We start from the raw sequence: 21,864 nt of genomic DNA, 5'->3' as shown, positions 1-21,864 counted from the left end.
CTTTTTTGCTTCGTGTTGCACAAGATACTATCTCTTCATAATACCGTAACACAATATTTTTAAAATATTATCGACTCCTTTTTCTAAATTTACTGCGCCATAATTTCCGGCCGACATAGGCATTTCCAATCCTTTAATAGCAGTCGTAATTCCAATGGCAGCCAAGGTGAAATCATAAATTTCAAACTCGTTTTTACGAACCCCCTCAATCAAAATACGTTTGATCATCCGGATTTCTTCCTGATCGTATTTGTCTTTAATGTTGTCAATAAATTCGATGGCTGTTACATCGTTTTCCAGCGCATGATAAAAATTAGCCAACCCGCGATAGGTCGTCAGCTTTGTTAAAATATATTCTCTGAGTTTCTCTACCGGATCCGTGTTTCGGAGTACAACTTTTTCAAGCTCGCGTTTTAGCACGTCAACTTCTTTCATGATAACTGCCTGGAACAGATCCTCTTTACTTTCAAAATAATAATACAAAGAGCTCTTTCCTTTACGAACGGCATTAGCGATGTCATCCAGAGTCGTTTTCTTATAACCATATTTACTGAAGATATCCTGAGCTATCTTTAAGATATTTTCCCGGTTGGCGTCTCTTTTATTCACCCCGTTTTGCAGATTCATCACCATCGCTTATTGATTTTCTTTTGAGTGTTTAAATATATTCAATTTTTCGAATAAAATGGCCTTGTTTTTCCCAAGAAATAGGCATCACCCCTCAATGAGCTTAAAATCAAGCTGCTTTCGCTCAAGATTTGCTCTCGAAATTTCGACTTTTACATTTTCACCCAACTGATACTTTTTATTTCCGTGCTTACCAACCAAGCAATAATTTTTCTCATCAAAGATGTAAAAGTCATCATCCAGCTCCCGAATTGGAACCATGCCTTCGCACTTATTCTCCAGCTCCACATAAATTCCCCAATCAGTAATCCCCGAAATTACTCCGGGAAAAACTTCGCCAATCTTATCCTTCATAAACTCAACCTGCTTATATTTAATTGACGAGCGCTCTGCCTGGGAAGCACGAGATTCCATTTCGCTGGAATGCTGGCACATATCTTCGTATTTCTGTGCATTTGCCGATCGTCCACCCTCTAAATAGCGCTCCAATAAGCGATGCACCATAATGTCGGGATAACGACGAATAGGCGATGTAAAGTGCGAGTAATATTCGAAACCAAGCCCATAGTGCCCAATGTTGCGGGTCGAATACTCAGCTTTTGCCATCGACCGAATCGCAAGCGTTTCAATCACATTTTGTTCGTTTTTCCCCTTCACCTCTTCCATCAAAACATTCATCGATTTTGAAATGGCACGCGAACTGGTGGTTTGAATACCATAACCAAACTTCTTGATAAAGTGATTGAAGTTTTCCAGTTTTTCGGGATCCGGTTTATCATGAATTCGATACACAAAAGTTTTCGCCTGCTTTTTGTTTTTTTCTCTTCCAATAAATTCTGCGACCCTCTTATTTGCCAGCAGCATAAACTCTTCAATCAGCTTATTACTTTCTTTCGATTCTTTAAAGAACACAGAAAGCGGCTTCCCGGTTTCTTCTTCAATTTTGAATTTCACTTCAATCCGATCAAATGCCAGCGAACCTTCTTTGAATCGTCTGTTTCGTAATTTAACAGCCAAATCCTGTAAGGTTAATACTTCACTTTTCAGGTCGCCTTTTCCGGTTTCAATAATCTCCTGAGCCTCGTCGTAAGTAAACCGCCGATTAGAATGGATCACTGTTCGTCCAAACCATTCGTTGCTGACATCAGCATTATCGTCCATCTGAAAAACAGCCGAATAGCATAATTTATCTTCGTTTGGGCGCAACGAGCACACACCATTTGATAGTCGTTCCGGTAACATGGGAACCACCCGATCAACCAAATAAACCGAGGTAGCTCTTGAAAAAGCCTCGTCATCCAATATCGTATTCGGACGAACGTAGTGACTCACGTCGGCAATGTGTATACCAACTTCCCACAGCCCGTTATCCAGTTTGCGAATCGATAAGGCATCATCAAAGTCCTTGGCATCCTCCGGATCAATTGTAAATGTGGTTACCTCCCGCATATCCCGACGATTTTTGATCTCCTCGCCCGGAATTTCAAGTGGAATTTTCTCTGCGGCACCCAATACGTTTTCCGGGAACCGAAGCGGAAGATCATACTCAGCTAAAATAGCGTGCATCTCGGTTTCATTAGCTCCCGAGTCTCCCAATACTTCAATGATTTCGCCAAAGGGATTTTTTGCTTTCTGCGGCCATTCGGTAATTTTGCCAACTGCTTTTTGCCCGTCTTTAGCTCCATTCAGTTTCTCGGCCGGAATAAAAAGATCGAACCCGACTTTACCAACCGGAACCAAAAAAGCAAAATTACGAGAGCGCTCAACGGTACCTACAAAAGTGGTTTTGGCGCGTTCAACAATCTCTGAAACTTCTCCTTCTATTTGATGTTTCTTCCGTCGGGCATACAGGTAAACGCGAACTTTGTCGCCTCCCATGGCATGGTTCAAATTCCCTTGGGACACCAATATAGGCTGGTCCACTTCTTCGCTTACAACATAAGCAAATCCCTGACGCTGCATCTCCACACGCCCGAGAACATATCCGCCACGCGATTTTAACTTAAACTTACCTCGTTGTATCTGTTCTAATTTTTCATCTCCAGTCAATTCATCCAGAACAACATTGATAAGCTTTCTGGTTTCCATGTCTTTCACCCCAAGAAGGCTACCTAACTGTTTGTAGTTGTATGTTTTTTGAGCGTCGCCATAAAATATTTCCAGTATGGAAGTTTTTAGCTGGCGCTTATTGAAATTCGAGAGTTTTTTCGTCTTATTTTTCTTATTTTTCTTCTTTGTCATTCTTAATAAAATATTTTTTTTGAAGGTAGCCTATTCAATAATAATAAAAAAGAGGAACGCATTAATTCGCAATCCTCTTACTATTATTTTTTTGTATTCTAATTTTACTTCGGCTCATACATTGATTTTATCGGATAAACTTCAAGTTTTTCAACAAAAAGCTCACCCCCTGTATTATATAAAACAAGATCCCGGGCATCTGGTTCAGCCGTGTAGCAAGAACTTAAAACAGCCTTACCCCCATTCCCAAACAACTCAATGGAAGTCCGGTCAAGTAACACCTCCAGTTCAATTTTTCCATCTTCGGGTGCTAATTTAACTCCTTTACCCTGACATGATAAAATCCCCTTTGTTACATCGTAACGGATTTCAATACCCACGGCTTTTTTCGAATTTCGTACGACAAAACCAAAACTACTCGCTGATTTCAAGTCGAAAGTCCCTTGAACATGAAGACAATCGCCTTTTACCTTTTTAGTTAAGTTCTTGCCTAATCCTGGGATAAGATTCTTCTCCTCCCAGGTATCTCCTTTTTCATGAAGCAATTCCAATTCATTTACAGGTTTGCGCATCAGATAAACGCCATCAAGGTATTTTTTTAAGCCCAGCTCACATGGAAAGCTTAATTGCCCTTCAAAAGGCATCCCTGGATACTCTCCACCTTCCATAAAAGCTAATTGAAAAATTCGGTCATCTCCGCCTGAACCGTTTTGGAAGGTAATCGGTCCCTGATAGTTCTTCCCAAAATCGCCCTGAGCTTTGGCTGTTTCAGGTTCAAACTTCTTACCGTCGAAACTCCCAATGGTATAGGAGCCATCACCTTCAAAAGCTACCCATCGGGTATCATCATCTCTTCGGTTAACCTTTAACTTAACCATGTCGACACAAGTACCGGGTCCGGCAAAGTGGCTTTCAAAATTCCAGTCAATCAGGTTTTCTGATGAATAATACGAAACCCCCTGCGAGCTTAAATCCCGGCCGGGTACCCGATAAACTGTTAAAATATATTTCTTGCTATCTGGATCCCAAAAAACTTTCGGATCATCGATTAAATCATCCTCAGCAACTGATAGGTCAATTTTGTCAGGGTATTGTTTCCAGTTTTGGCCTTCGTCGATGCTATATAAAATAATTAGTTCTGACCTTCCGTTTAAACAAAAAACAAGTAACGAAGATGTTTCACCGGCATTTTGCAAATTTAGCAGATTCTGGGTGTCAACAAGAACTGATCCTACAGCGAACAATTCGTCTTTTTCATCATCCGGGGCAGGAAGTAAAATAGCGGACTGTTGCCGCCAATGGACCAAATCAGTTCCAACAGCACGATTGCACAATACCTGACGATCTTGCAATCCTTTTAGCTCTTGAGGATAAAAAAGATGGTATTTCCCATTTAAAAAGACGATTCCATTGGGCTTACTTAACAAACTTTCGGCTGGAGTATAGTGAAATTGCGGTCGATAGACCTCATCAATCAATTGGTTTTGCGCACTTAAAACCGGACTCAGAACAACTAAACTAAATAAGATGAACAGGTTACAAAAACTTTTCATGCCTTGTTTGTTAAAGTATATAGATAACACAAATTAACAAAAATCAGACAAGAATTCTTTTAATTTTGAAGGGAATATTGACGCTATTATCCATGAAACAAATAACGCTGACATTAATTATTTTAACAATTACTTTTTCGTCTTTTGCACAAAAAGAATGGCAAAAAAAGGGTGTAAAATTCCCGCCTCCTATTTGTTATGGCTCCGAGGAAGTGCATCAAAGCTTTGTTGATGCTCCCGACCAATATTTAAAACGGTTGAAATCGACCCAACAAAAAAAGTCGTCAATCATTGTTGATTATATTGGATTCAGTGCTGCTCCAAAAGCCGCCTTTCAATATGCAGTCGAAATTTGGGAACACCTGGTAGCTTCACCCGTACCGATTTACCTAAGTGCCCGCTGGACTGCACTCGATGAAGGAGTCTTGGGAAGTTGTGGACCCTACATCTTTTTTGAAAATTTTGACTCTGCCCCCTACAAAGACCGCTACTACCCTGTAGCTTTGGTTGAAAAGCTGGAGGGTGAAGAAATTACAGATGAAAGTGTTCCAGACATGATTGCTCAGTTTAACAGTGATAATGACTCTTGGTATTTTGGTACTGATGGCAATACTCCGAGAGGAGAATACGACTTCGTATCGGTGGTTTTGCACGAAATAGGGCACGGTTTGGGGTTTACAGGCTTTTTCTACGAACAAGGTGGTTTAGGAACTTACGGACATGTGCTTCCTTATCCCGGAATTTTTGATGAGTTTGTCATTAATGGTTCCGGACAACAATTGATTGACACGAGTGAATTTGCCAATCCATCGGCTGCATTGTATGAGCAAATGCGCTCAAATAATTTATATTTTAAAAGCCAAACGGTGAAATCAAACAACCCTTCTGATTCCTATCCGCGCTTGTATGCGCCATCCAGCTTTGATGAAGGATCAAGTATTTATCATTTGAATGAATTCACCTATAATGTTGGAGATACAAACTCTCTGATGACTCCATTCTTCGATAAGGCTGAAGCGATTCATGATCCGGGCCCGCTGATGTTGGCAATATTTTCGGATATGGGCTGGGATTATACATCCATCATTCATTCTCCAATACCTGACACAGAAACAGCAACGATTATCCCCATAGAAGCAACGATTGAAGCTGATTCCCAAATCGATAGTACTTCTGTAGCAATGGTCATTTCGGCCGATTCATTTTTAACTTCTGATACGATAGACCTTGTCTACTCCGCAGATCAGGATCATTTTGTTGCCAACCTCATTCCACAGTTTGCCGAAACCTATCAGTATTACCTGATGGTAAACGATTCAAGTGGAAAAACATTCTACCTTCCGGGTCAAGCTCCAACAGAATATTTCGAATTTACAATTGGCCCCGACCTGGTAAATCCCGAACTAACTCACGATCCGGTAAGTTCAATGCTGGAGTCAGATCTTAACGTTGAAGTAGCCGCTGAAGCAACCGATAACATTGGTATTTTAAGTGTTGTTATGCCATATCGCATCAACGAAGGAAGCCCCGGAACCTTGATTCTTGAAGATCAGGGTGAGAACCTTTATAAAAGCACACTTAGTCTTACCGGATTGACAGACGGCGACTCGATTCGCTACCAAATTATTGCCACCGACAGCGGTTCTAACAACAACCGTACAATTTTACCTGTCGAAGATGAATATTACACCATTTATATCGATGGATTAAACGCCCCCGTTAAAACCTATACGAACGATTTCAACAGCGATACACGAGATTTTATCTCCTCCGACTTTTATATCGGTATAGAAGATCTGTTTGACGATGGAGCTTTACACAGCCCGCACCCATACCCGAGTCCTGATGAAGATGATACGGAATACAATTTTACAGCACTCTTAAAATACCCAATCATCATTGATGATCGCGCCATGGTCTCTTTTAACGAAGTTGTTCTTGTTGAACCCGCCGAAAAGGGTGCCGAGTTCGGAGATTCCGATTTTTGGGATTATGTAATTGTTGAAGGATCCAAAACAGGCAACAGCAACTGGCAACCTCTAATAGATGGCTACGACTCGCGGGCAAACGCCACTTGGGAGATGAACTACAATAACAATCAGGTTGGAAACAATTCAGCGGCGCAAGGCAAAGCGACCTATTACATCAACCGTGAATTTAAGATGACCGAAAATGGCAATTTTGCTGAAGGGGATACCCTCTTTGTCCGGTTCCGGTTATTCTCTGATCCTTATGCCCACGGATGGGGATGGGCAATTGATGATTTAAGAATCCAGGATCCGCCAACTGCCAATGGAGAACTTACTTTTTCACCGGGAGAAGTCATGATTTACCCCAATCCTGTAACCAGCAAACTATACATTAACGGTAGTTTCAAATCGAAAGTTGGTCAGCTTAAACTAGCCATTTTCAATAGCTACGGACAGCAAATACGTTTGGATGAGATTAACCTAGCTTCGAACCAACTTCACCAAACAATTGACGTTGAGAACTTAAAGAAAGGATTATACCTGTTGTCATTCCAATTTGAGAACGGGCAGATAATCACAAAAAAGTTTGTCAAACGATAATTAAAGGTTTTTATTTAGACAAAATACAAACTATCAACTAGTTCATTTGGTGAATCTTACCGTCACAAAAAACAAAGCAAAACGAAAAATAACAATCGCTTAAGTTTTGATTTTAAAAGAAATGGCTATATTTGCTTCCGAATTAACACAGCGCACCATGATTTTTAGCAATTCTTTTTATTACTGGTTTTATTATTTCGGTTCAAACAACGGGGTCGAACAGTAGTGTATTGCTTTAAATTCAAAAATATATTACAGAAAGGTCCCGAGAAATCGGGATCTTTTTTTTTACACTAAATCGAATGTATTTGAGACAGGAGATTTAGATAAACGAATCGACAGAAAGATGAATATAACAGTTATTGGATTGGGATTGATTGGGGGCTCGATGGCTAAAGACCTGCGAAAAAGTGGTTTTGCCACCTCAATTATTGGCGTAGACTCGAACAGGAAACATGCTGAAAAAGCCAAGGAAATTGGCCTGGTCGATGAAATTCTGACAATGCCAAAGGCTCTTGAAAAAGCTGATCTGGTTATTATTGCCATTCCGGTTGATAAAATAAAGGTCGTGCTTCCACAAGTACTTGATCAGGTTTCCGATAGCACAACGGTAACCGACATGGGCTCTACAAAAAAGGAATTGTGCCGTGTGGTAGAGAACCATCAAAAACGTAGAAACTACGTGGCAGCCCACCCCATGTCGGGAACCGAAAACTCCGGGCCTGAAGCTGCTTTGGAAGGTCTGTTCAACAACAAAATAACGATTATCTGCGATCATGAAAAAAGCGGACCTCAACACCTGGCACTGATGGAGAAGATGTTTCAAACGTTGGGAATGGACATTGCTTACATGTCGGCTGACGAACAAGACCACAGCACCGCATTTATTTCGCACCTACCACATGCCGCCGCATACGCACTGGCCAACGCTGTTCAGGATAAGGAAAAGCGATCGATCATATTTGATTTGGCAAGTGGTGGTTTCCGCTCTACTGTTCGACTGGCAAAAAGCACCCCTTCAATGTGGGGACCAATCTTTCAGCAAAATAAAGGTTACGTTGTTGAATCGCTTGAAGTTTACATCAAACACCTGAACGAATTTAAAGACAGTATTGAACAAGACGAAGACAGAATGTACGAGCTCATGAAAAATGCCAACAACATTCGCTCGATATTGGGTGGAGACAGCCCTTCATTAATAAAAAACGAAGAGAAGATTATTAAATTTTACACAAAATAAGATGGGAATAGAATTAGACATCAGACCAATGAAAGATTGGTTACCACAGCTGGATAATCCGCTGTTAATCTCAGGTCCTTGCAGTTTAGAATCTGAAGAGCAAACCATGGAAACTGCTCGCCAGTTAAAAAAAGACAAACGGGTTTTTGTCTTTCGCGGTGGCGTATGGAAACCACGTACTCGCCCGGGCAGTTTTGAAGGTGTTGGATCAATTGGTTTGAAATGGCTTCAGCAAGTAAAAAAAGAAACCGGACTTCCGGTGGGAACTGAAGTTGCCAACGCACAACACACGGAAGAAGCTCTGAACGCCGGACTGGATGTTCTTTGGATTGGAGCCCGATCAACCGCCAGCCCTTTTGTTGTGCAAGAGATTGCTGATGTTGTGAAGGGAACTGATGCGGTGGTGATGGTAAAAAACCCGGTTAACCCCGATGTACAACTTTGGATGGGTGCGCTGGAACGTTTGAACCAGGCTGGTATAAAAAACCTGGTAGGAATCCACCGCGGATTCACCCCTTTCCGGGAAACAAAATACCGTAACTACCCCAACTGGAAAACCTTTATCGAATTGCGTCGATTGTTGCCCAATCTACCCGTAATTTGCGATCCGAGTCACATTGCCGGGAAACGTGAATACCTGTTGGAAGTATCTCAAAAAGCATTCGACATGGGCATGGAAGGACTAATGCTTGAATCACATCGTGATCCTTCGTGCGCATTAAGCGATAAAGATCAACAAGTGACACCAGAGGAGCTCGGAAAGATTCTGGATAAATTGGTGATCCGTCAGTCAACTTCAGCAAATAAGCAATTTGAAAATCAGTTGGAATTACTTCGTAACCGCATTGATGCATTGGATTCGGAGTTGATGGAAACCCTGTCCTCGCGAATGGAAATTGTGCGTGAAATTGGTCGGTACAAAAGAGACAATAATGTTACCGCACTACAAATGAGTCGGTGGACTGAGTTGATGAATAAGCGTATTACTACTGGAGAACAGTTAAATTTGAACAAGACGTTTGTGCAAATTCTCTTTCAATTGATCCACGAAGATTCGGTAAGAATGCAGACTGAAATTATGGATCAAGAGTAGACTGAAATTATTGACTACCATATCGAAGGGATTGCTGCTGGCAGTCCCTTTTTTTATTGCAAAAGCTCAGCTAACTTCCCGAGTGCCTTTTGCATGCTTTTCTCAATTAGCTGGTAATCTTTCTCTTCCCTTGCAGTGTAAATAAACATTAAAGCGACTTGTTTGCCTGAGGGAATTGCCTCATAAAACCCGGGCTTATTCAACCGATAAGCTTCACGCATTCGACGTTTCAATAAGTTTCGCTGAACGGCGTGCTTGAAATTCCTTTTTGAAACCGTAAAACCAACCTGAGCCGGGTGATTCTCCCAAAGCGATGTTTCAAGGTAAACAACTTTCAATGGAAAGCAGAAAAACGACTCTCCTGAATCGAAGAGTTTCCCGATCAGTTTGGTACTGCATAGCCGTTCTTTCTTTGTCAACTTGAGGTTGTTCATTCTGATATCGAAAATACAATAAAAAAAGGGGAAACAACTTCCCCTTTTCCTTATTGAATATGTTGAGTATTTCTTACTTCGACTTGTTATGTTTTTTAATAAACTGCTCTAAAGCCATCGTCATCGAAGGAGCCTGTGCTGTTGGCGCTTGAATATCCAAGCGTAAACCGGCCTCTTGCACCGCTTTTGCAGTTGTTGGTCCAAATGAAGCAATCTTCGTGCTGTTCTGCTCAAAATCCGGAAAATTCTGAATCAGCGACTTGATTCCCGAAGGACTAAAGAAAACCAGGATATCATAATTCACATCTTTTAAATCAGACAAATTACTTGTAATTGTCTTATACAAAATTGCTTTCGTATAGTCGTATCCGCCTTTATCAAGTAATTCAGGAATTTCTTGTTTGTGGATATGAGAAAGAGGAACCAGGAATTTTTCTCCCTTGTGTTTTTTCATAACCTCCATCAAGTCGTCGAAACGGCCATTTCCGTAAAAGATTTTACGTTTTCTGTAGACGATGTACTTTTGCAGATAGTAAGCAGTAGCTTCTGAAATGCAGAAGTATTTCATGGAGTCGGGTACAGTAACCCTTGTTTCCTCGCAAATTCTAAAAAAATGATCAATAGCTGTGCGACTTGTAAAAATCACAGCTGAATGATCAAGAATCTGAATTCTTGTTTGACGAAATTCTTTTGACGAAACTGCTTCTACCTGAATGAATGGTCTGAAGTCGACCTGTACGTTCGTTTTTTCAGCCAAGTCAAAATATGGTGATTTTGCAGATTCAGGCTTTGGCTGCGAAACTAATATTTTCTTGATTTTCAAGTTGTAAAACTTTTAAATTATTTAATCCCGTTTTTAACCAATACCATGTTATAGATAAAAATCAACGGTAAAATTTCAAGGGTACAAAGGTACAAAATCAAATAAAAAATAGAAAAATGTTTTGTCATTAATATTTTTGCCCCACGAATTAAGAGCAACAAGTAAAAAAAAGCCACCACAAAAAGTCCTGCATATACCATCAACCGTGGATTTTGCAAAGCACCAAATGCAATGACAAGTGTTACCGGAATTAGGAATAATCCTAAAACACGGTTGTGCAAATGCATATTATACAGAAATTCAGCTGTTTCAGCAGTACTTCCGGCAACAATCCCAGCGAAAGAATAAGCCACCCGTTTCAAGATATAATAGCCAATAACCATCCCCAAGATAAGTAAATAAGTAATAATGCTTGACTGATTGAAAGACACGTGAAATAAATCGAAAAACTGGTAAACAAAAACACCAAACGTAAAGTAAAAAATCAAATCAAGCCGAAAAGAAGCATGTGTTAAACTTAGTGTTCGTTCCCGAAACAGGCGTGCCGAAGTCGGATAATTGATGATGGCATGAAACAGTTGGTTCAGGTATTTATTAAAAAACAAACGCACGGTGGCCAGTAAAACAAAAATCAAGATAAAAATCCCAATCAACCAATCTGGTCGTTCACGCTCAAAAGACTTTTCAGGTAAAACGATGCCGGGCTTCGAGTCCTTTTCTGTAAAAACCTTGACTTGTCCTGACTGGATTGGTTGAACTGAATCCAACTTGCGGCTATTATTTCGGGGAAGTTTTGAGCTGACCGATTGTGAATTTTGATTGACCCTTGTATTGGATGGAGCGCTAATGTCCGGAATTTCCACGGTCGCTGAATCTACTGTTTCAATAGGCTGTTGCTCGATCAACGTTCTTACTGTGTTAATCGTGTTTGCACCAACTGCCTGGTCAAGCTGTTTTAATATTGTATCGTTTTGTTGCGTGCGTTGTAACATTCCGGGCAGTTGTAAAATTTCACACAAAAATAAGGATTTCCAAGGTTAAATTGACTGGCTTGCTACCTTTGTATTTAAATTAGTTATAAACAACCTATGTCCGAACAGGATTCTTTCTACTTTGCTCCATTACAGGGATTCACCGATTTTGTTTATCGCCGCTGTTATCACGAAGTTTTCGGTTCCATTGATGAATACTACATCCCATATATTGCCATTGGGCCGGGACAAAAAATAAGAAACAGCCAATACCGCGATGTTTTGCCCGAGAATAATGAAAATGTGCCGGTAGTTCCTCAAATACTTTGTGCCAATGTTGGAGAACTCAAGTTATTGGCCGACGAACTCAAGCTAATGAGTTATACAACAATCAACTTAAACCTGGGATGTCCCTACCCCATGGCAACTAAGCGTGGCCGCGGAACTGCTCTGTTGGAAAATCCCGATCAACTTAAACAAGTATTGGATTACCTCTTTGCTGAATATGATTTCAAGGTATCGGTGAAATTTCGGGCAGGCTTAACAGATGAAAGCACGATTGTTAAACAATTTGAACTTTTGCAGGCCTATCCCTTCGAAAAGCTGATCTTTCATCCGCGCACTGCAAAACAATTATACAAAGGTGCTGCCAACCGCCAACTTTTTGCCGAATTAGCTGCCAAATCAAAAAGTCCGTTGGTTTACAATGGCGATATCCAATCCATTGATGACCTGAACGAAATAAGACAACAGGTTCCCAACCAAAGCGAATGGATGATTGGCCGCGGCATTTTAAACGACCCGTTTTTACCCACCAAACTAAAAGGCGAGCTTCACTCTGATGAAGTCAAACTTGAAAAGCTGATCGCTTTTCACAACGAGATCCTGAAAAACTATCAGGTTATCTGGACGGACGAGGGAATTGTGATTCATCGCATGATCCAGTTTTGGAGCTACTTCCAGCAATCGTTCATGCAAGGCCGAAAAGCCTACAAAGTGGCCAAGAAAGCCCGAAATTTAGACAGTTATCAATCCGGAATTGATAGCTTTTGGGTGAATGCCAAGCTTGAGTAGGTATTTTATGCGGGGGTGTTGATGAAAGGTACCGAATGTTGCCGAGCGTTCATGTCCGCCAGGACTGAACGGCGATGCGAGAATCCGCAGTTATGAGCTGGTTTTATTCATATTAAACTTATACCCCAAAGTCAGTCCAAGGTTTCTGTTTTTTAATACAACAAGGTCTTTGTTTTGTGAAATATTTGCCAGCCCGTAACTATAACTAATTTTTATAACAATTCTTCGAATTTCCATTCCAACTCCAGCTTGTAGTCCATAATCCCATCTTTTCCAATTACCATCTGCACCCATCTCATGACTATATACCTGTTTTTCAGCTATTCCAATTGAGTAGCTATTTGCAGTCATTTTCCCATTTAACCCTATTCCAACATATGGCCCGATAGTCGAGAAAATTGATAATTCCCTCACCTTGGCAGAGCCTTTAAATAAGAGTGGAATCTCAATATAGTTTAGAACCGCATTTTGATAAACACGGAAAGGTTCGCTATTTTGATACAGCGCATAGTTGGTTTCCAGTTTGTATCCTTTAGATGAAAAGAGTATTCCTGATTCGAACGAAAACCGTTCGGTAAAAGGATAATCTGCAGTGATTCCAATTAGTAATCTTGGGGTTAGTTGATAATCTTCACTGTATGTCTCGATTCTATCTTTTGAAAGCATCGTTGATAAATTCGTTCCGCCTTTTACTTCAATTGTCTGTGCAGAAGATTCATCGTAAAAGATTAAAGTAGAAGCGATGAGAATAAATATTTTCAATTTTTTCATTTGGTTGATTCTTTGTTCCCAATAGAGTAGAGCCTAACAGCCCACCCGATAATTAATGCACGTAAATGTACAAATTATGAGCCGGTTATCGTTCAACCGGGGCTCTAAGCTGGGCACTACGTGCCGCTTAAAGCCCTATTTATTGTACGTAGTTTTTTTTTGAGATTAATCTCCATTAAGCTGTTTCCCGGTGTCTATTTATATCAAAAGAAACAGGAACAAATTTATTGCTGTTTCTTTCTTATTCAGGGAAACGGCCAAATTTATTTATCTCTTCCAACGACTCATCCCAACTTGCTCTATTTGAGATAAAAATATGTGCATTCGGTCGTTTTTCTAATTTAGTATCCAAACATCCTGCTGGAACTACTAAAAGCTTACCGTCCATTTGTAAATTAGGCAGAGCTGAACCACAATTGGTACAAAAGGCTTTCACATGATTACTTTTATGTGGTTGAAATGTTTTAATTTCAGTTTCCGCTTTTATCCATTCCAGTTTAGCTGTTGTAGAAAACAAATTTGCAGCATGAGCAGACCCTGTGTCTTTCCTACAATATCTGCAATGGCATAAATAAAAACTGTCAAAGTCACCTATAACTTTAAATTTAATTCCTTTGCATAAACAAGAACCTAAGTATTCCATTTGATAAATCACTTTTCTAATTTATGAATGGTTTACAATGTTTAGTATTAGAATAGTTGCCGCCTGCGTGGCACTTCCCTGTCAAGTTACAGAAAAGTTGAAGCGGGCTACAACCATTGAATTTACTGCTATTTCGGCTATTATTTTTATACATTACAAACAGTAATTATTTTAGTTTATATCCAATTGTCAAATTTATTGTAAAAGTATTTACTGACACTTCTCCACTATTTCCAGTACTTTCAATTGTCCAGTCCGCAACTTTTGTGAAATCTAAATAGTAATCCGCTCGTAATCCAAATTGAAGATTTGAAATATCGTATCTTAGTCCTCCGCCAAGTATTAATCCAAACGATGTATCTTTTAGTTGGCCAAGCCCCTCAAGAGCATAAAAATCTCTACGATCAACTAAAAAGTCAACACGAGGCCCCATGCTGATAAATGGAGCGAATTTCTCTTTTATTGAATACTTAAAATCAATAGTTGTATTAATTGATAAATAATCTAAGATTGGTTTACCTGAAGCGACCTCATCAGAACCGAAATTAATATCATATTCACCACCTTTTCTAATCAATCCGATATTACTTGAAAGATTAAAATATTGCTTATCAAAGTAATCTAATCCTGCAAAAACAGCATGTCCTATAAGTTTCTTGTTATCTTGTTGATTAGCATTTTGCCAATCAAGTTTAGAAATCGAAGTTCCTCCTTGTATTTTTATAGTCTGTCCGTTTAATAGAATTGCAAATGTCAATCCGATTAATAATAATCCTATTTTTTTCATTTTTTTTATTTTGTTATGTAGATTATGTCTTTTCATTTATTGGTGCTACAACGGCAGTCTGTCTAAAAAGTAAAATTAAGCCGTTGAGATTTCAATATTTCTCCTTTTTCAAAATCAGCTATCCGAATACCCCTGCTGCGCCGAATTTACACCACCCCAATGCAAAGTGGCTGGCGATATTTTATAGTGTATTCCCATCAAAGTATACTGATACCGATTCGTTCGCCTTTATGGATTGAAAATCCATCGTTAACACGGATCGGATTGCAAATCCGATCCAGCAAGGTATTAATCCCGGTTTACGTCAACACCGCGTTCAAGCTCTGCGCTGCGCGCGGCTCGAACGCTTAATTATTGTGTGCTGGCCTTATTTTTTTTGCTTGGTTTTTCACGTTGTCGTATGAATTTTTCTTTCAATTTTTCTTAATTGGATAATTGAAAAAATACCAATTGGTAATACAATAAATTCTATGATAAAGCCAATCCTTATTTCACTAAAACTATATCCTGCAATAAAGGGTGTCAAATATGCTATTGGAAGAATCGTTCTCATGGCAAATAGAACCAATACAATTTCTTTTATATATTTCCAATTAAGAAATAATCCAACAATCATAATTATAGCAAGACCTGAGTCGAAATAGCCTATATTCCCTGTACTCAAAACATATAATTCTTTATCAATCTTTGGTAAAAAACTAATGATTAAAATTCCTACAGAAACTATAATCTTGTATAATTTTTCTTTGGTCATACTTGAGACTGTTTACGATTTTTGATTATAAGTAACATTTAGCATTCTTGAGTCTGACACAATTAAGTCATATCGATTTAAAAAGTTTTCTAAATCAAGTTTTCTAGTATTCAAGTCTATTAAAACCTTTTCTACTCCTTCTTGAAGTACTCTGATAAGCGCCATGATTTCAAAATATTTAGTTTGAGATTCCTCAGCTAATTCAATTACAGTTTTTGGTATTTCTCCACCTACGTATGCTATTAGTCTCTTCTCCTTGCCTTGTTTTACCTTATTAGAGTCTAGGCTTGTAATATGAAGAATTGCATTTCGATGTTCCCACATCTCAGAAGACAAAATGTCAATTTGTTCAATATTACAATATTCATCAAGCCACTTCTTAAAAGAATTACCTGAAGACTCTCCGTTTACTACAAAACTAATAGAGTCGATAAATGATACTATTAATTTTACAGACGATACATAAAGCTGATTATTATAACACAACTTGATTGCCAAAAAGAAATCGTCATTTATTAATTCAGCTATATCAAGTCCTTCATTTTTAAAATAAGGTTTTAAATAGTCTTCCATTTATTTAACTATATATCCATTTAAATTGAGTATTCTTTTCTTCTAAATCTAAAGCTATGGCAATATTTGATATTTCAGCTTTATCACCATTTTTTATAATTTTGAACATCGCAACCTTTTCAAGTTCGAGATACTTATCCACAACTTCAATTGGCAAGACTATATTACGACCTTTTCCCTCTGTTCTTACACTGGGGTATATAATCCCGCCATGTCCTCTATTATTAATTGCCATATTTGTATAAACAACTGATACTTTATAATCATCATCGTTTGAAATTTCCTTTTTAGCAAATTCATTTGAAAAAAACTCAAGCATCTTTGCGAACTCTTCAACCTTCTCAGGGAACTCCTGTCTAATATTGTTCAAATGATATTCATACGCTTTTTTAATATCAGGAATCCTTTTAATAGTTTCTTTATCAAATACTATTTCAACAACCTCAAAATCTTCTTTTATCTTCCATTTCCCAACTGTAAAAATAAACTCTCCATTTAATATTAAATCACCATCTCTAAACAAACCACTAATTTCAAATAAATTCACAATTCTAGGGTATTCAACAAAATCAGATTTTAATGCACCATAAAACATGGATTGTTTCGGGCAATTTGCACGCCCATATTTATTTATATTTTCAATATCTGTTCGATAACTAATATCTGATTCAGAATAAAAGATTTCTTCAGGAGAATTTATTCGTCCTCTTTCTATGTAGTTTCCCTTTTTGAGTTTTGCTGTAACAAATGGTATTATTTTTAATTCATATGCTAATTTCTTGAAAATATCATCATATGATACTTCTTGAAGGTTCATCTCTCTTAATTCAGAAAGAACTTTACTAATCTGCTCCTTTGTCGGAAAATCATTCATATGTAATTATTTAATAATGTCGCAATTTCTGCACTAATGGGGTACAACGATTGAGTATATCTACCAGCACATACCCACCGCTATTCGTTTTATTTTATCAATTTTAGTTTTCTGTTTATCAACGCTTCACAAAGTACAAAAAATAGCTTGTCTGATTATCATATGTTGAGACTTTTTGCACAACAGTAAACCAAACACTGGTGCGCTTGAAGGCAGGCTGTGGGGTAAAAAAATAGCAAGGAGCGGCTTGTCTGGCCGGGCTGGCGGTTGTTTCGGAGCCCTGAGGATTTTGTCACCGGTTGTGGATCAAATTCTGGAAAATCCGGGAGCTTCTCCACACAGAAAAACGCAAAAAAATATTTTCTTTTTGTTGAAACGTGCGGCAGACAAGGAAATTAATTTTCTTTTTTGTTGTTTTCTCCCTGCGAGAGCAAAAAATATTTTCCGGTTTCTTCTCCACACAGAAAACAACGTTCTGGAAAATTTTTTTCCTTCTCCACACAGAAAACAAGAAAAAAAAAAGCCGGAACCAGTGTTTTCGGCCAAAAAAAAGAATGCAAGAAAGAGGAATTCAATGTCGTTGTATTGAATATCGATAAGCTATGATTAAGTAGATGGGAGGGGTGTGTATTATGTTTCGAAATCACTGTTGCCCGGGGAAAATAAATGGGCTAAAGCCCCGACGCTCCGGTGCGATCACTAACCCCGGGATTAATCCCGGGGTTAGTGAATGCCAGATATGACGCGGGCTTTAGCCCATCATTCCGCCGCTACCGCACGATTGTATCGTGTGGTTGATTTATTAAAAAACGGTAATGCCACACAATGGAATCGTGCGGCAGCAGAGGTCTTCCTGTTTTTCATTATTCGGTGGTTGCGATTGTATCGGTTCTCAATTTGGTTAAAAAAGCCCCGTCAGCTCATTCACCAGGTTGGTTTGCTCTTGCAGCTCTTCCCGTGAACTGCTCCCAAAATATTCGGTAAGGATGAGCTCCACCGCTGCCCGGAAATCCGTAATAAACGGGTCGCTCCAAGCCGGCATTTCACTCACAAACGTTTCTTTTTCCTGTTCAAAGGTGATCGGCAACTGTTAAAGCTGCAATCAACATCGGTAGTGTTTTGTAACTGAAACTTCTTTTCATTTTTTTGTGTTTTTTAGTTTGACAAATTATTTAGTTATCTAAAACCTGGCCTGCATCACCAATTAATGATGATCAGCAGACCAGATACTTAGTCTCAATCCCAATTTATCTTTTCAAAAACACTCTTTAGGCGGGCAAAAGCAAGGTAAAAGTTTAACAGAAAATTGAACTTTTGTTACCTGCTACGTATTGTTTAATACCTTTTTCACACAAAAGGTTACCCCAATCCATAAAAATAGTTTATCCGGGGGCTCGATTATTTGTAGCGGCTTGTCTTTTTGCCCCGAAGTCCGGCAGACCAACATCGCTCATTTAAAATCAAAATGAAGATCTAAATTTTGAAAAAGAAGAAAGATTAACTCTACCTTTACAACGACTGGAATTTCACGATCTTCCAGCCGGTACAAATTAGTTTTAAGCATGAGAAAAAATTATTCAGGAGGTAACGCCTCCCATTCAAAAAAACCACAAACACAAAGCTTTGAGGTCAAAGAGCCGGAAGAGTTGATGAAATTCTTAATTGCCAGCCTGCCGCATAAAAATCGCAACAACATCAAAACCCTGCTCAAAAAAAAGCAAGTGCGGGTCGATGGTAAATCCATCACCCAATTTAATCACCTGCTAAAACCCGGACAAAAGGTTTCGCTTGACACAGCTCCGGCTCCAATTGCCAAGCAAATGCGGGGCATTTCTATTGTTCACGAAGACAAAGACCTCATCATCGTTAATAAAAATGCCGGACTGCTGACCATGGCCACCGAAAAGGAAAAACGAGCCACGGTTTACAGTATTTTAAGCAACTATGTGAAAGAAGAAAACCGCGAAGCCAAGATCTTTATCGTTCATCGGCTCGATCGGGAAACATCGGGATTGATGATGTTTGCAAAAAGCGAAGAAATGCAGGAGCTGCTGCAGGAATCGTGGAAACATACTATTTCGGAACGTACTTACCTGGCCGTGATCGAAGGCAAGCTTGAACAACCGGAAGGAACCATTAGCTCGTACCTGTTTGAAAGCAGCGTATTTAAAGTACACTCAACACAAGATCCGGAGAAGGGGCGGCATGCTATTACGCACTATTCAACCGCTAAAAGCAACGAGGAGTACTCCTTGTTAAAAGTAAATCTGGAAACGGGTCGGAAAAATCAGATCCGGGTGCACCTGCAAGACCTAAAACATCCGGTGATTGGCGATAAAAAATATGGCTCGAAATCGAACCCCATTGGCCGGCTTGGATTACACGCCTGGGTATTGGCTTTCGAACATCCGGTAACCGGTAAAAAGATGCGCTTTGAAACGTCCGTTCCGGGAAGCTTCCTGAAACTGTTTTAAAGGAAAACCGACAAGCTCAGGCATGGAGTCGTTCTAAGTTTGACTTTCCTTTTTATCAATAAAACCCTACTTTTGAGTTCGTAAAATCAGTAGCATGAAACGACCATGATCAACAGTTCGCTCACAAAGGAGGAGGACTATTGAGAGTTCCATCGAATACCGTTGAAAATTTTAAATTATCATGAGATGAAAACAATACTTATAACTGGTGGAGCCGGATTTATTGGCTCCCATGTGGTTCGACTATTCGTCAACAAATACCCCGAATACAACATTGTTAACCTCGACAAACTCACTTATGCCGGGAATTTGGCTAACCTGAAAGACTTGGAAGGAAAACCGAATTACGAATTTGTAAAGGCTGACATTGTTGATAGTGATGCGATGTTGAAACTATTCGGGGAAAGGCAGTTCGATGGCGTGATTCACCTGGCAGCCGAATCGCATGTTGATCGGTCGATTTCGAACCCCACTGAGTTTGTTTTCACCAACGTAATTGGCACGGTTAACCTGTTGAATGCTGCCCGCGCTAGTTGGAAAGATCAACCCGAAGGACGCTTGTTTTACCACATCTCAACCGATGAAGTGTATGGCTCGCTAAGCAATGATGGCACGATGTTTACCGAAGAGACCGGTTACGATCCACACAGCCCGTATTCGGCTTCAAAAGCCAGCTCCGACCATTTTGTGCGCGCCTATCACGACACCTTCGGATTGCCGGCGTTGATCTCAAATTGCTCCAATAATTACGGTTCATTCCAATTCCCCGAAAAACTGATTCCGTTGTTCATCAATAACATTTGCAACAACAAGCCATTACCCGTTTACGGAAAAGGCGAAAACATACGCGACTGGCTGTGGGTTGAAGATCATGCCCGCGCCATTGATGTGATTTTTCACCGGGGGAAACCGGGTGAAACCTACAACATTGGCGGCCATAACGAATGGACCAACATCGACCTGATTAAGTTGATGTGCTCCATCATGGATCGCAAACTGGGTCGCGAAGCCGGAACTTCGGAGAAACTGATTACCTACGTAAAAGACCGCGCCGGACACGATCTGCGCTATGCCATTGACTCGTCGAAACTGCAAAAAGAGCTGGACTGGGTGCCGAGTCTTCAATTTGAAGAAGGATTGGAAAAAACCATCGATTGGTATTTACAGAATGAAGAATGGCTACAGCATGTAACCAGTGGCGATTATCAGAAATACTACGAAAACCAATATCAAAAGCGGTAAAGTTGCCCGTTGAGATATGGCATGCACCAAGTGATAAGCTAAAGCCAGAACGGACTCAATACACATTTTGAAAAAAGCCGAAGACGATAGAAAACAATTGCATTCAACCGTCTTCAACTGACTCCAATTGTTTTCATTCCCCTATTTCTTAAATGAGAACCGGGTTGTGCCGATATTGTTGCCATCAGCAAAGATATCGACCGTGTATTCTCCGGGGATGAAGGGATCCTCACCGTTGTTATCCCAGAAAATATTTACCGGCAAATCATTGCCTTCGTAGGTTACTTCACGCATGGCTGAGTATGGAATTCTTAAGTCTTCGAATCGAAACAAATCATTTTTCGATTTGAGTAGCAAAATCTGGTCGGGACGCTGGATGCGAACATAAATGTTTTTGGCTCCGCGTTTAGCGGTAATATTTTTACCAAGGGTAAAGTTGACCTGGATTTTTTCTGCTTTCCCGCTGTTATTCACATCGTTCCCACGCGAATTGATGCCAAATGCGGTCAGGCCTTGCGCCTCCAAGGTAGCGGCCTTTTCAACGCGTTGCGACAAGCGTTCTTTCTCCTTTTCCAGCTTCTCGTTTTTATTTTCAACCTCAGCAAACTCCTGCTTTACCTGTTCATTTTCGGCCATCAGCTCCTGGTTCCGACGATTCAACGAGTCAACCTGAACAATGTAATTGCGCATAATCCGACGCAGCGAGCCGACCTGCTCCCGATACTGCTCTATCTGATCGTAGCTGGCCTTTTTTACCTGCCCAATTTCCAGCAACAAATCCTTCACTTTGGTTTGCGCCACAAACAATTGGGTATTCATGGTGTCGCTTTCCGTTTTCAGGCTGTCATAGTTCTGAACCATCTCAGTCAACTCAATCTGAATAGAATCCTTTTCGGAATTCAACGAACGCATAATTTGTTTATGCTCGTCTCGCTGCATAAAAAACAATACCACCACTACAATAAGAATAACCGAAAGAAAAATAACAATCAGATTATTACGTCTCTCCTTATCGGTTTCTCCCAGCGAAAACTTTTTCTTATTTTTTGCCGAATCACTCATATATTCAGAATTTTAGCCACCCAAAAACAACGCCCACAAAAATAGTATTATTTTGTGG

Annotated in this window: 21 protein-coding genes; 7 read left to right on the top strand and 14 right to left on the bottom strand. The window is 39.7% G+C overall.

All coding sequences use genetic code 11. The features are described from left to right. Positions 1–27: 27 nt before the first annotated feature. From GR929_RS15655 to GR929_RS15645, 3 genes are all read right to left on the bottom strand, one after another. A complete protein-coding gene (locus GR929_RS15655) occupies positions 28–633 on the bottom strand; it encodes a TetR/AcrR family transcriptional regulator (protein WP_159521466.1) in 606 nt (201 codons plus the stop codon). Between the two features lie 81 nt (positions 634–714). Then, positions 715–2,868, bottom strand: coding sequence for a ribonuclease R (gene rnr / locus GR929_RS15650; protein ID WP_159521464.1), 2,154 nt, complete (start codon positions 2,866–2,868; stop codon positions 715–717). Between the two features lie 104 nt (positions 2,869–2,972). Next, on the bottom strand, positions 2,973–4,421 hold the full coding sequence (locus GR929_RS15645) for a glycoside hydrolase family 32 protein (RefSeq protein WP_159521462.1): 1,449 nt from the start codon (positions 4,419–4,421) through the stop codon (positions 2,973–2,975). Between the two features lie 92 nt (positions 4,422–4,513). Between GR929_RS15645 and GR929_RS15640 the strand changes: the two genes are divergently transcribed. The 3 genes from GR929_RS15640 to GR929_RS15630 all read left to right on the top strand — a co-directional run bounded on the left by GR929_RS15640 (position 4,514) and on the right by GR929_RS15630 (position 9,324). After that, the gene (locus GR929_RS15640; RefSeq protein ID WP_159521460.1) at positions 4,514–6,991 is read left to right on the top strand and encodes a T9SS type A sorting domain-containing protein; all 2,478 of its coding nucleotides are present in this window, start codon (positions 4,514–4,516) and stop codon (positions 6,989–6,991) included. Positions 6,992–7,337: 346 nt separating this feature from the next. After that, positions 7,338–8,231 (top strand): prephenate dehydrogenase, encoded by an 894-nt coding sequence (locus tag GR929_RS15635; protein WP_159521458.1) that lies wholly within the window; start codon positions 7,338–7,340, stop codon positions 8,229–8,231. Between the two features lies 1 nt (position 8,232). Continuing rightward, positions 8,233–9,324, top strand: coding sequence for a chorismate mutase (locus GR929_RS15630; protein WP_159521456.1), 1,092 nt, complete (start codon positions 8,233–8,235; stop codon positions 9,322–9,324). 53 nt (positions 9,325–9,377) lie between these two features. On the opposite strand, the gene rnpA is transcribed toward GR929_RS15630, so the two are convergent. The 3 genes from rnpA to GR929_RS15615 form a co-directional block, all read right to left on the bottom strand. Beyond that, the gene (gene rnpA, locus GR929_RS15625; protein ID WP_235934403.1) at positions 9,378–9,743 is read right to left on the bottom strand and encodes a ribonuclease P protein component; all 366 of its coding nucleotides are present in this window, start codon (positions 9,741–9,743) and stop codon (positions 9,378–9,380) included. 88 nt (positions 9,744–9,831) lie between these two features. Next, a complete protein-coding gene (locus GR929_RS15620) occupies positions 9,832–10,581 on the bottom strand; it encodes a uroporphyrinogen-III synthase (RefSeq protein WP_159521452.1) in 750 nt (249 codons plus the stop codon). 17 nt (positions 10,582–10,598) lie between these two features. Next, complete coding sequence (locus GR929_RS15615; protein WP_159521451.1) at positions 10,599–11,573, bottom strand: DUF4271 domain-containing protein; 975 nt, start codon at positions 11,571–11,573, stop codon at positions 10,599–10,601. 96 nt (positions 11,574–11,669) lie between these two features. On the opposite strand from GR929_RS15615, the gene GR929_RS15610 reads away from it, so the two are divergent. After that, positions 11,670–12,626: a tRNA-dihydrouridine synthase family protein gene (locus GR929_RS15610; protein ID WP_159521449.1), complete on the top strand. Its 957-nt coding sequence runs from the start codon at positions 11,670–11,672 to the stop codon at positions 12,624–12,626. A 90-nt stretch (positions 12,627–12,716) separates the two neighbouring features. Here GR929_RS15610 and GR929_RS15605 read toward each other — a convergent pair whose 3' ends face one another. From GR929_RS15605 to GR929_RS15580, 6 genes are all read right to left on the bottom strand, one after another. Beyond that, positions 12,717–13,397, bottom strand: coding sequence for a porin family protein (locus GR929_RS15605; RefSeq protein ID WP_159521447.1), 681 nt, complete (start codon positions 13,395–13,397; stop codon positions 12,717–12,719). Between the two features lie 241 nt (positions 13,398–13,638). Beyond that, positions 13,639–14,040 carry a GFA family protein gene (locus tag GR929_RS15600; RefSeq protein WP_159521445.1) on the bottom strand — a complete coding sequence of 134 codons (402 nt, stop codon included), beginning with the start codon at positions 14,038–14,040 and terminating at the stop codon, positions 13,639–13,641. A 166-nt stretch (positions 14,041–14,206) separates the two neighbouring features. Then, positions 14,207–14,827, bottom strand: coding sequence for an outer membrane beta-barrel protein (locus GR929_RS15595; protein ID WP_159521443.1), 621 nt, complete (start codon positions 14,825–14,827; stop codon positions 14,207–14,209). Positions 14,828–15,215: 388 nt separating this feature from the next. Then, a complete protein-coding gene (locus tag GR929_RS15590) occupies positions 15,216–15,581 on the bottom strand; it encodes a hypothetical protein (RefSeq protein ID WP_159521441.1) in 366 nt (121 codons plus the stop codon). 12 nt (positions 15,582–15,593) lie between these two features. Then, positions 15,594–16,154, bottom strand: a complete 561-nt coding sequence (locus GR929_RS15585) for a hypothetical protein (RefSeq protein ID WP_159521439.1) — start codon at positions 16,152–16,154, stop codon at positions 15,594–15,596. 4 nt (positions 16,155–16,158) lie between these two features. Beyond that, positions 16,159–17,028: a hypothetical protein gene (locus tag GR929_RS15580; RefSeq protein WP_159521437.1), complete on the bottom strand. Its 870-nt coding sequence runs from the start codon at positions 17,026–17,028 to the stop codon at positions 16,159–16,161. Between the two features lie 175 nt (positions 17,029–17,203). On the opposite strand from GR929_RS15580, the gene GR929_RS15575 reads away from it, so the two are divergent. Next, entirely contained in the window at positions 17,204–17,617 is a 414-nt protein-coding gene (locus tag GR929_RS15575) for a hypothetical protein (protein ID WP_159521435.1), read from the top strand. A gap of 312 nt (positions 17,618–17,929) precedes the next feature. Here GR929_RS15575 and GR929_RS15570 read toward each other — a convergent pair whose 3' ends face one another. Further along, positions 17,930–18,115 carry a hypothetical protein gene (locus GR929_RS15570; RefSeq protein ID WP_159521433.1) on the bottom strand — a complete coding sequence of 62 codons (186 nt, stop codon included), beginning with the start codon at positions 18,113–18,115 and terminating at the stop codon, positions 17,930–17,932. 475 nt (positions 18,116–18,590) lie between these two features. Between GR929_RS15570 and GR929_RS15565 the strand changes: the two genes are divergently transcribed. Beyond that, a complete protein-coding gene (locus GR929_RS15565) occupies positions 18,591–19,502 on the top strand; it encodes an RluA family pseudouridine synthase (protein WP_159521431.1) in 912 nt (303 codons plus the stop codon). Between the two features lie 186 nt (positions 19,503–19,688). Next, positions 19,689–20,744 carry a dTDP-glucose 4,6-dehydratase gene (gene rfbB / locus GR929_RS15560; RefSeq protein WP_159521429.1) on the top strand — a complete coding sequence of 352 codons (1,056 nt, stop codon included), beginning with the start codon at positions 19,689–19,691 and terminating at the stop codon, positions 20,742–20,744. Positions 20,745–20,885: 141 nt separating this feature from the next. Here rfbB and GR929_RS15555 read toward each other — a convergent pair whose 3' ends face one another. Then, positions 20,886–21,806: a hypothetical protein gene (locus GR929_RS15555; protein ID WP_159521427.1), complete on the bottom strand. Its 921-nt coding sequence runs from the start codon at positions 21,804–21,806 to the stop codon at positions 20,886–20,888. Positions 21,807–21,864: the final 58 nt, after the last annotated feature.

Origin of the sequence: Sunxiuqinia indica (genome assembly GCF_009847015.1) — a bacterium.
In the GTDB taxonomy this organism is placed as follows: Bacteria; Bacteroidota; Bacteroidia; order Bacteroidales; family Prolixibacteraceae; genus Sunxiuqinia; species Sunxiuqinia indica.
This window is presented reverse-complemented; position numbering and strand designations above follow the sequence as displayed.

Excerpts from the sequence above, each read along its gene's own strand:
- GR929_RS15555 (WP_159521427.1), bottom strand. The coding sequence starts at position 21,806 with ATGAGTGATTCGGCAAAAAATAAGAAAAAGTTTTCGCTGGGAGAAACC.
- GR929_RS15600 (WP_159521445.1), bottom strand. The coding sequence starts at position 14,040 with ATGGAATACTTAGGTTCTTGTTTATGCAAAGGAATTAAATTTAAAGTT.
- rfbB (WP_159521429.1), top strand. The coding sequence starts at position 19,689 with ATGAAAACAATACTTATAACTGGTGGAGCCGGATTTATTGGCTCCCAT.
- GR929_RS15580 (WP_159521437.1), bottom strand. The coding sequence starts at position 17,028 with ATGAATGATTTTCCGACAAAGGAGCAGATTAGTAAAGTTCTTTCTGAA.
- GR929_RS15615 (WP_159521451.1), bottom strand. The coding sequence starts at position 11,573 with ATGTTACAACGCACGCAACAAAACGATACAATATTAAAACAGCTTGAC.
- GR929_RS15605 (WP_159521447.1), bottom strand. The coding sequence starts at position 13,397 with ATGAAAAAATTGAAAATATTTATTCTCATCGCTTCTACTTTAATCTTT.
- GR929_RS15590 (WP_159521441.1), bottom strand. The coding sequence starts at position 15,581 with ATGACCAAAGAAAAATTATACAAGATTATAGTTTCTGTAGGAATTTTA.
- GR929_RS15565 (WP_159521431.1), top strand. The coding sequence starts at position 18,591 with ATGAGAAAAAATTATTCAGGAGGTAACGCCTCCCATTCAAAAAAACCA.
- GR929_RS15610 (WP_159521449.1), top strand. The coding sequence starts at position 11,670 with ATGTCCGAACAGGATTCTTTCTACTTTGCTCCATTACAGGGATTCACC.
- GR929_RS15635 (WP_159521458.1), top strand. The coding sequence starts at position 7,338 with ATGAATATAACAGTTATTGGATTGGGATTGATTGGGGGCTCGATGGCT.
- GR929_RS15645 (WP_159521462.1), bottom strand. The coding sequence starts at position 4,421 with ATGAAAAGTTTTTGTAACCTGTTCATCTTATTTAGTTTAGTTGTTCTG.
- GR929_RS15640 (WP_159521460.1), top strand. The coding sequence starts at position 4,514 with ATGAAACAAATAACGCTGACATTAATTATTTTAACAATTACTTTTTCG.
- GR929_RS15585 (WP_159521439.1), bottom strand. The coding sequence starts at position 16,154 with ATGGAAGACTATTTAAAACCTTATTTTAAAAATGAAGGACTTGATATA.
- GR929_RS15630 (WP_159521456.1), top strand. The coding sequence starts at position 8,233 with ATGGGAATAGAATTAGACATCAGACCAATGAAAGATTGGTTACCACAG.
- GR929_RS15655 (WP_159521466.1), bottom strand. The coding sequence starts at position 633 with ATGGTGATGAATCTGCAAAACGGGGTGAATAAAAGAGACGCCAACCGG.
- GR929_RS15595 (WP_159521443.1), bottom strand. The coding sequence starts at position 14,827 with ATGAAAAAAATAGGATTATTATTAATCGGATTGACATTTGCAATTCTA.
- rnr (WP_159521464.1), bottom strand. The coding sequence starts at position 2,868 with ATGACAAAGAAGAAAAATAAGAAAAATAAGACGAAAAAACTCTCGAAT.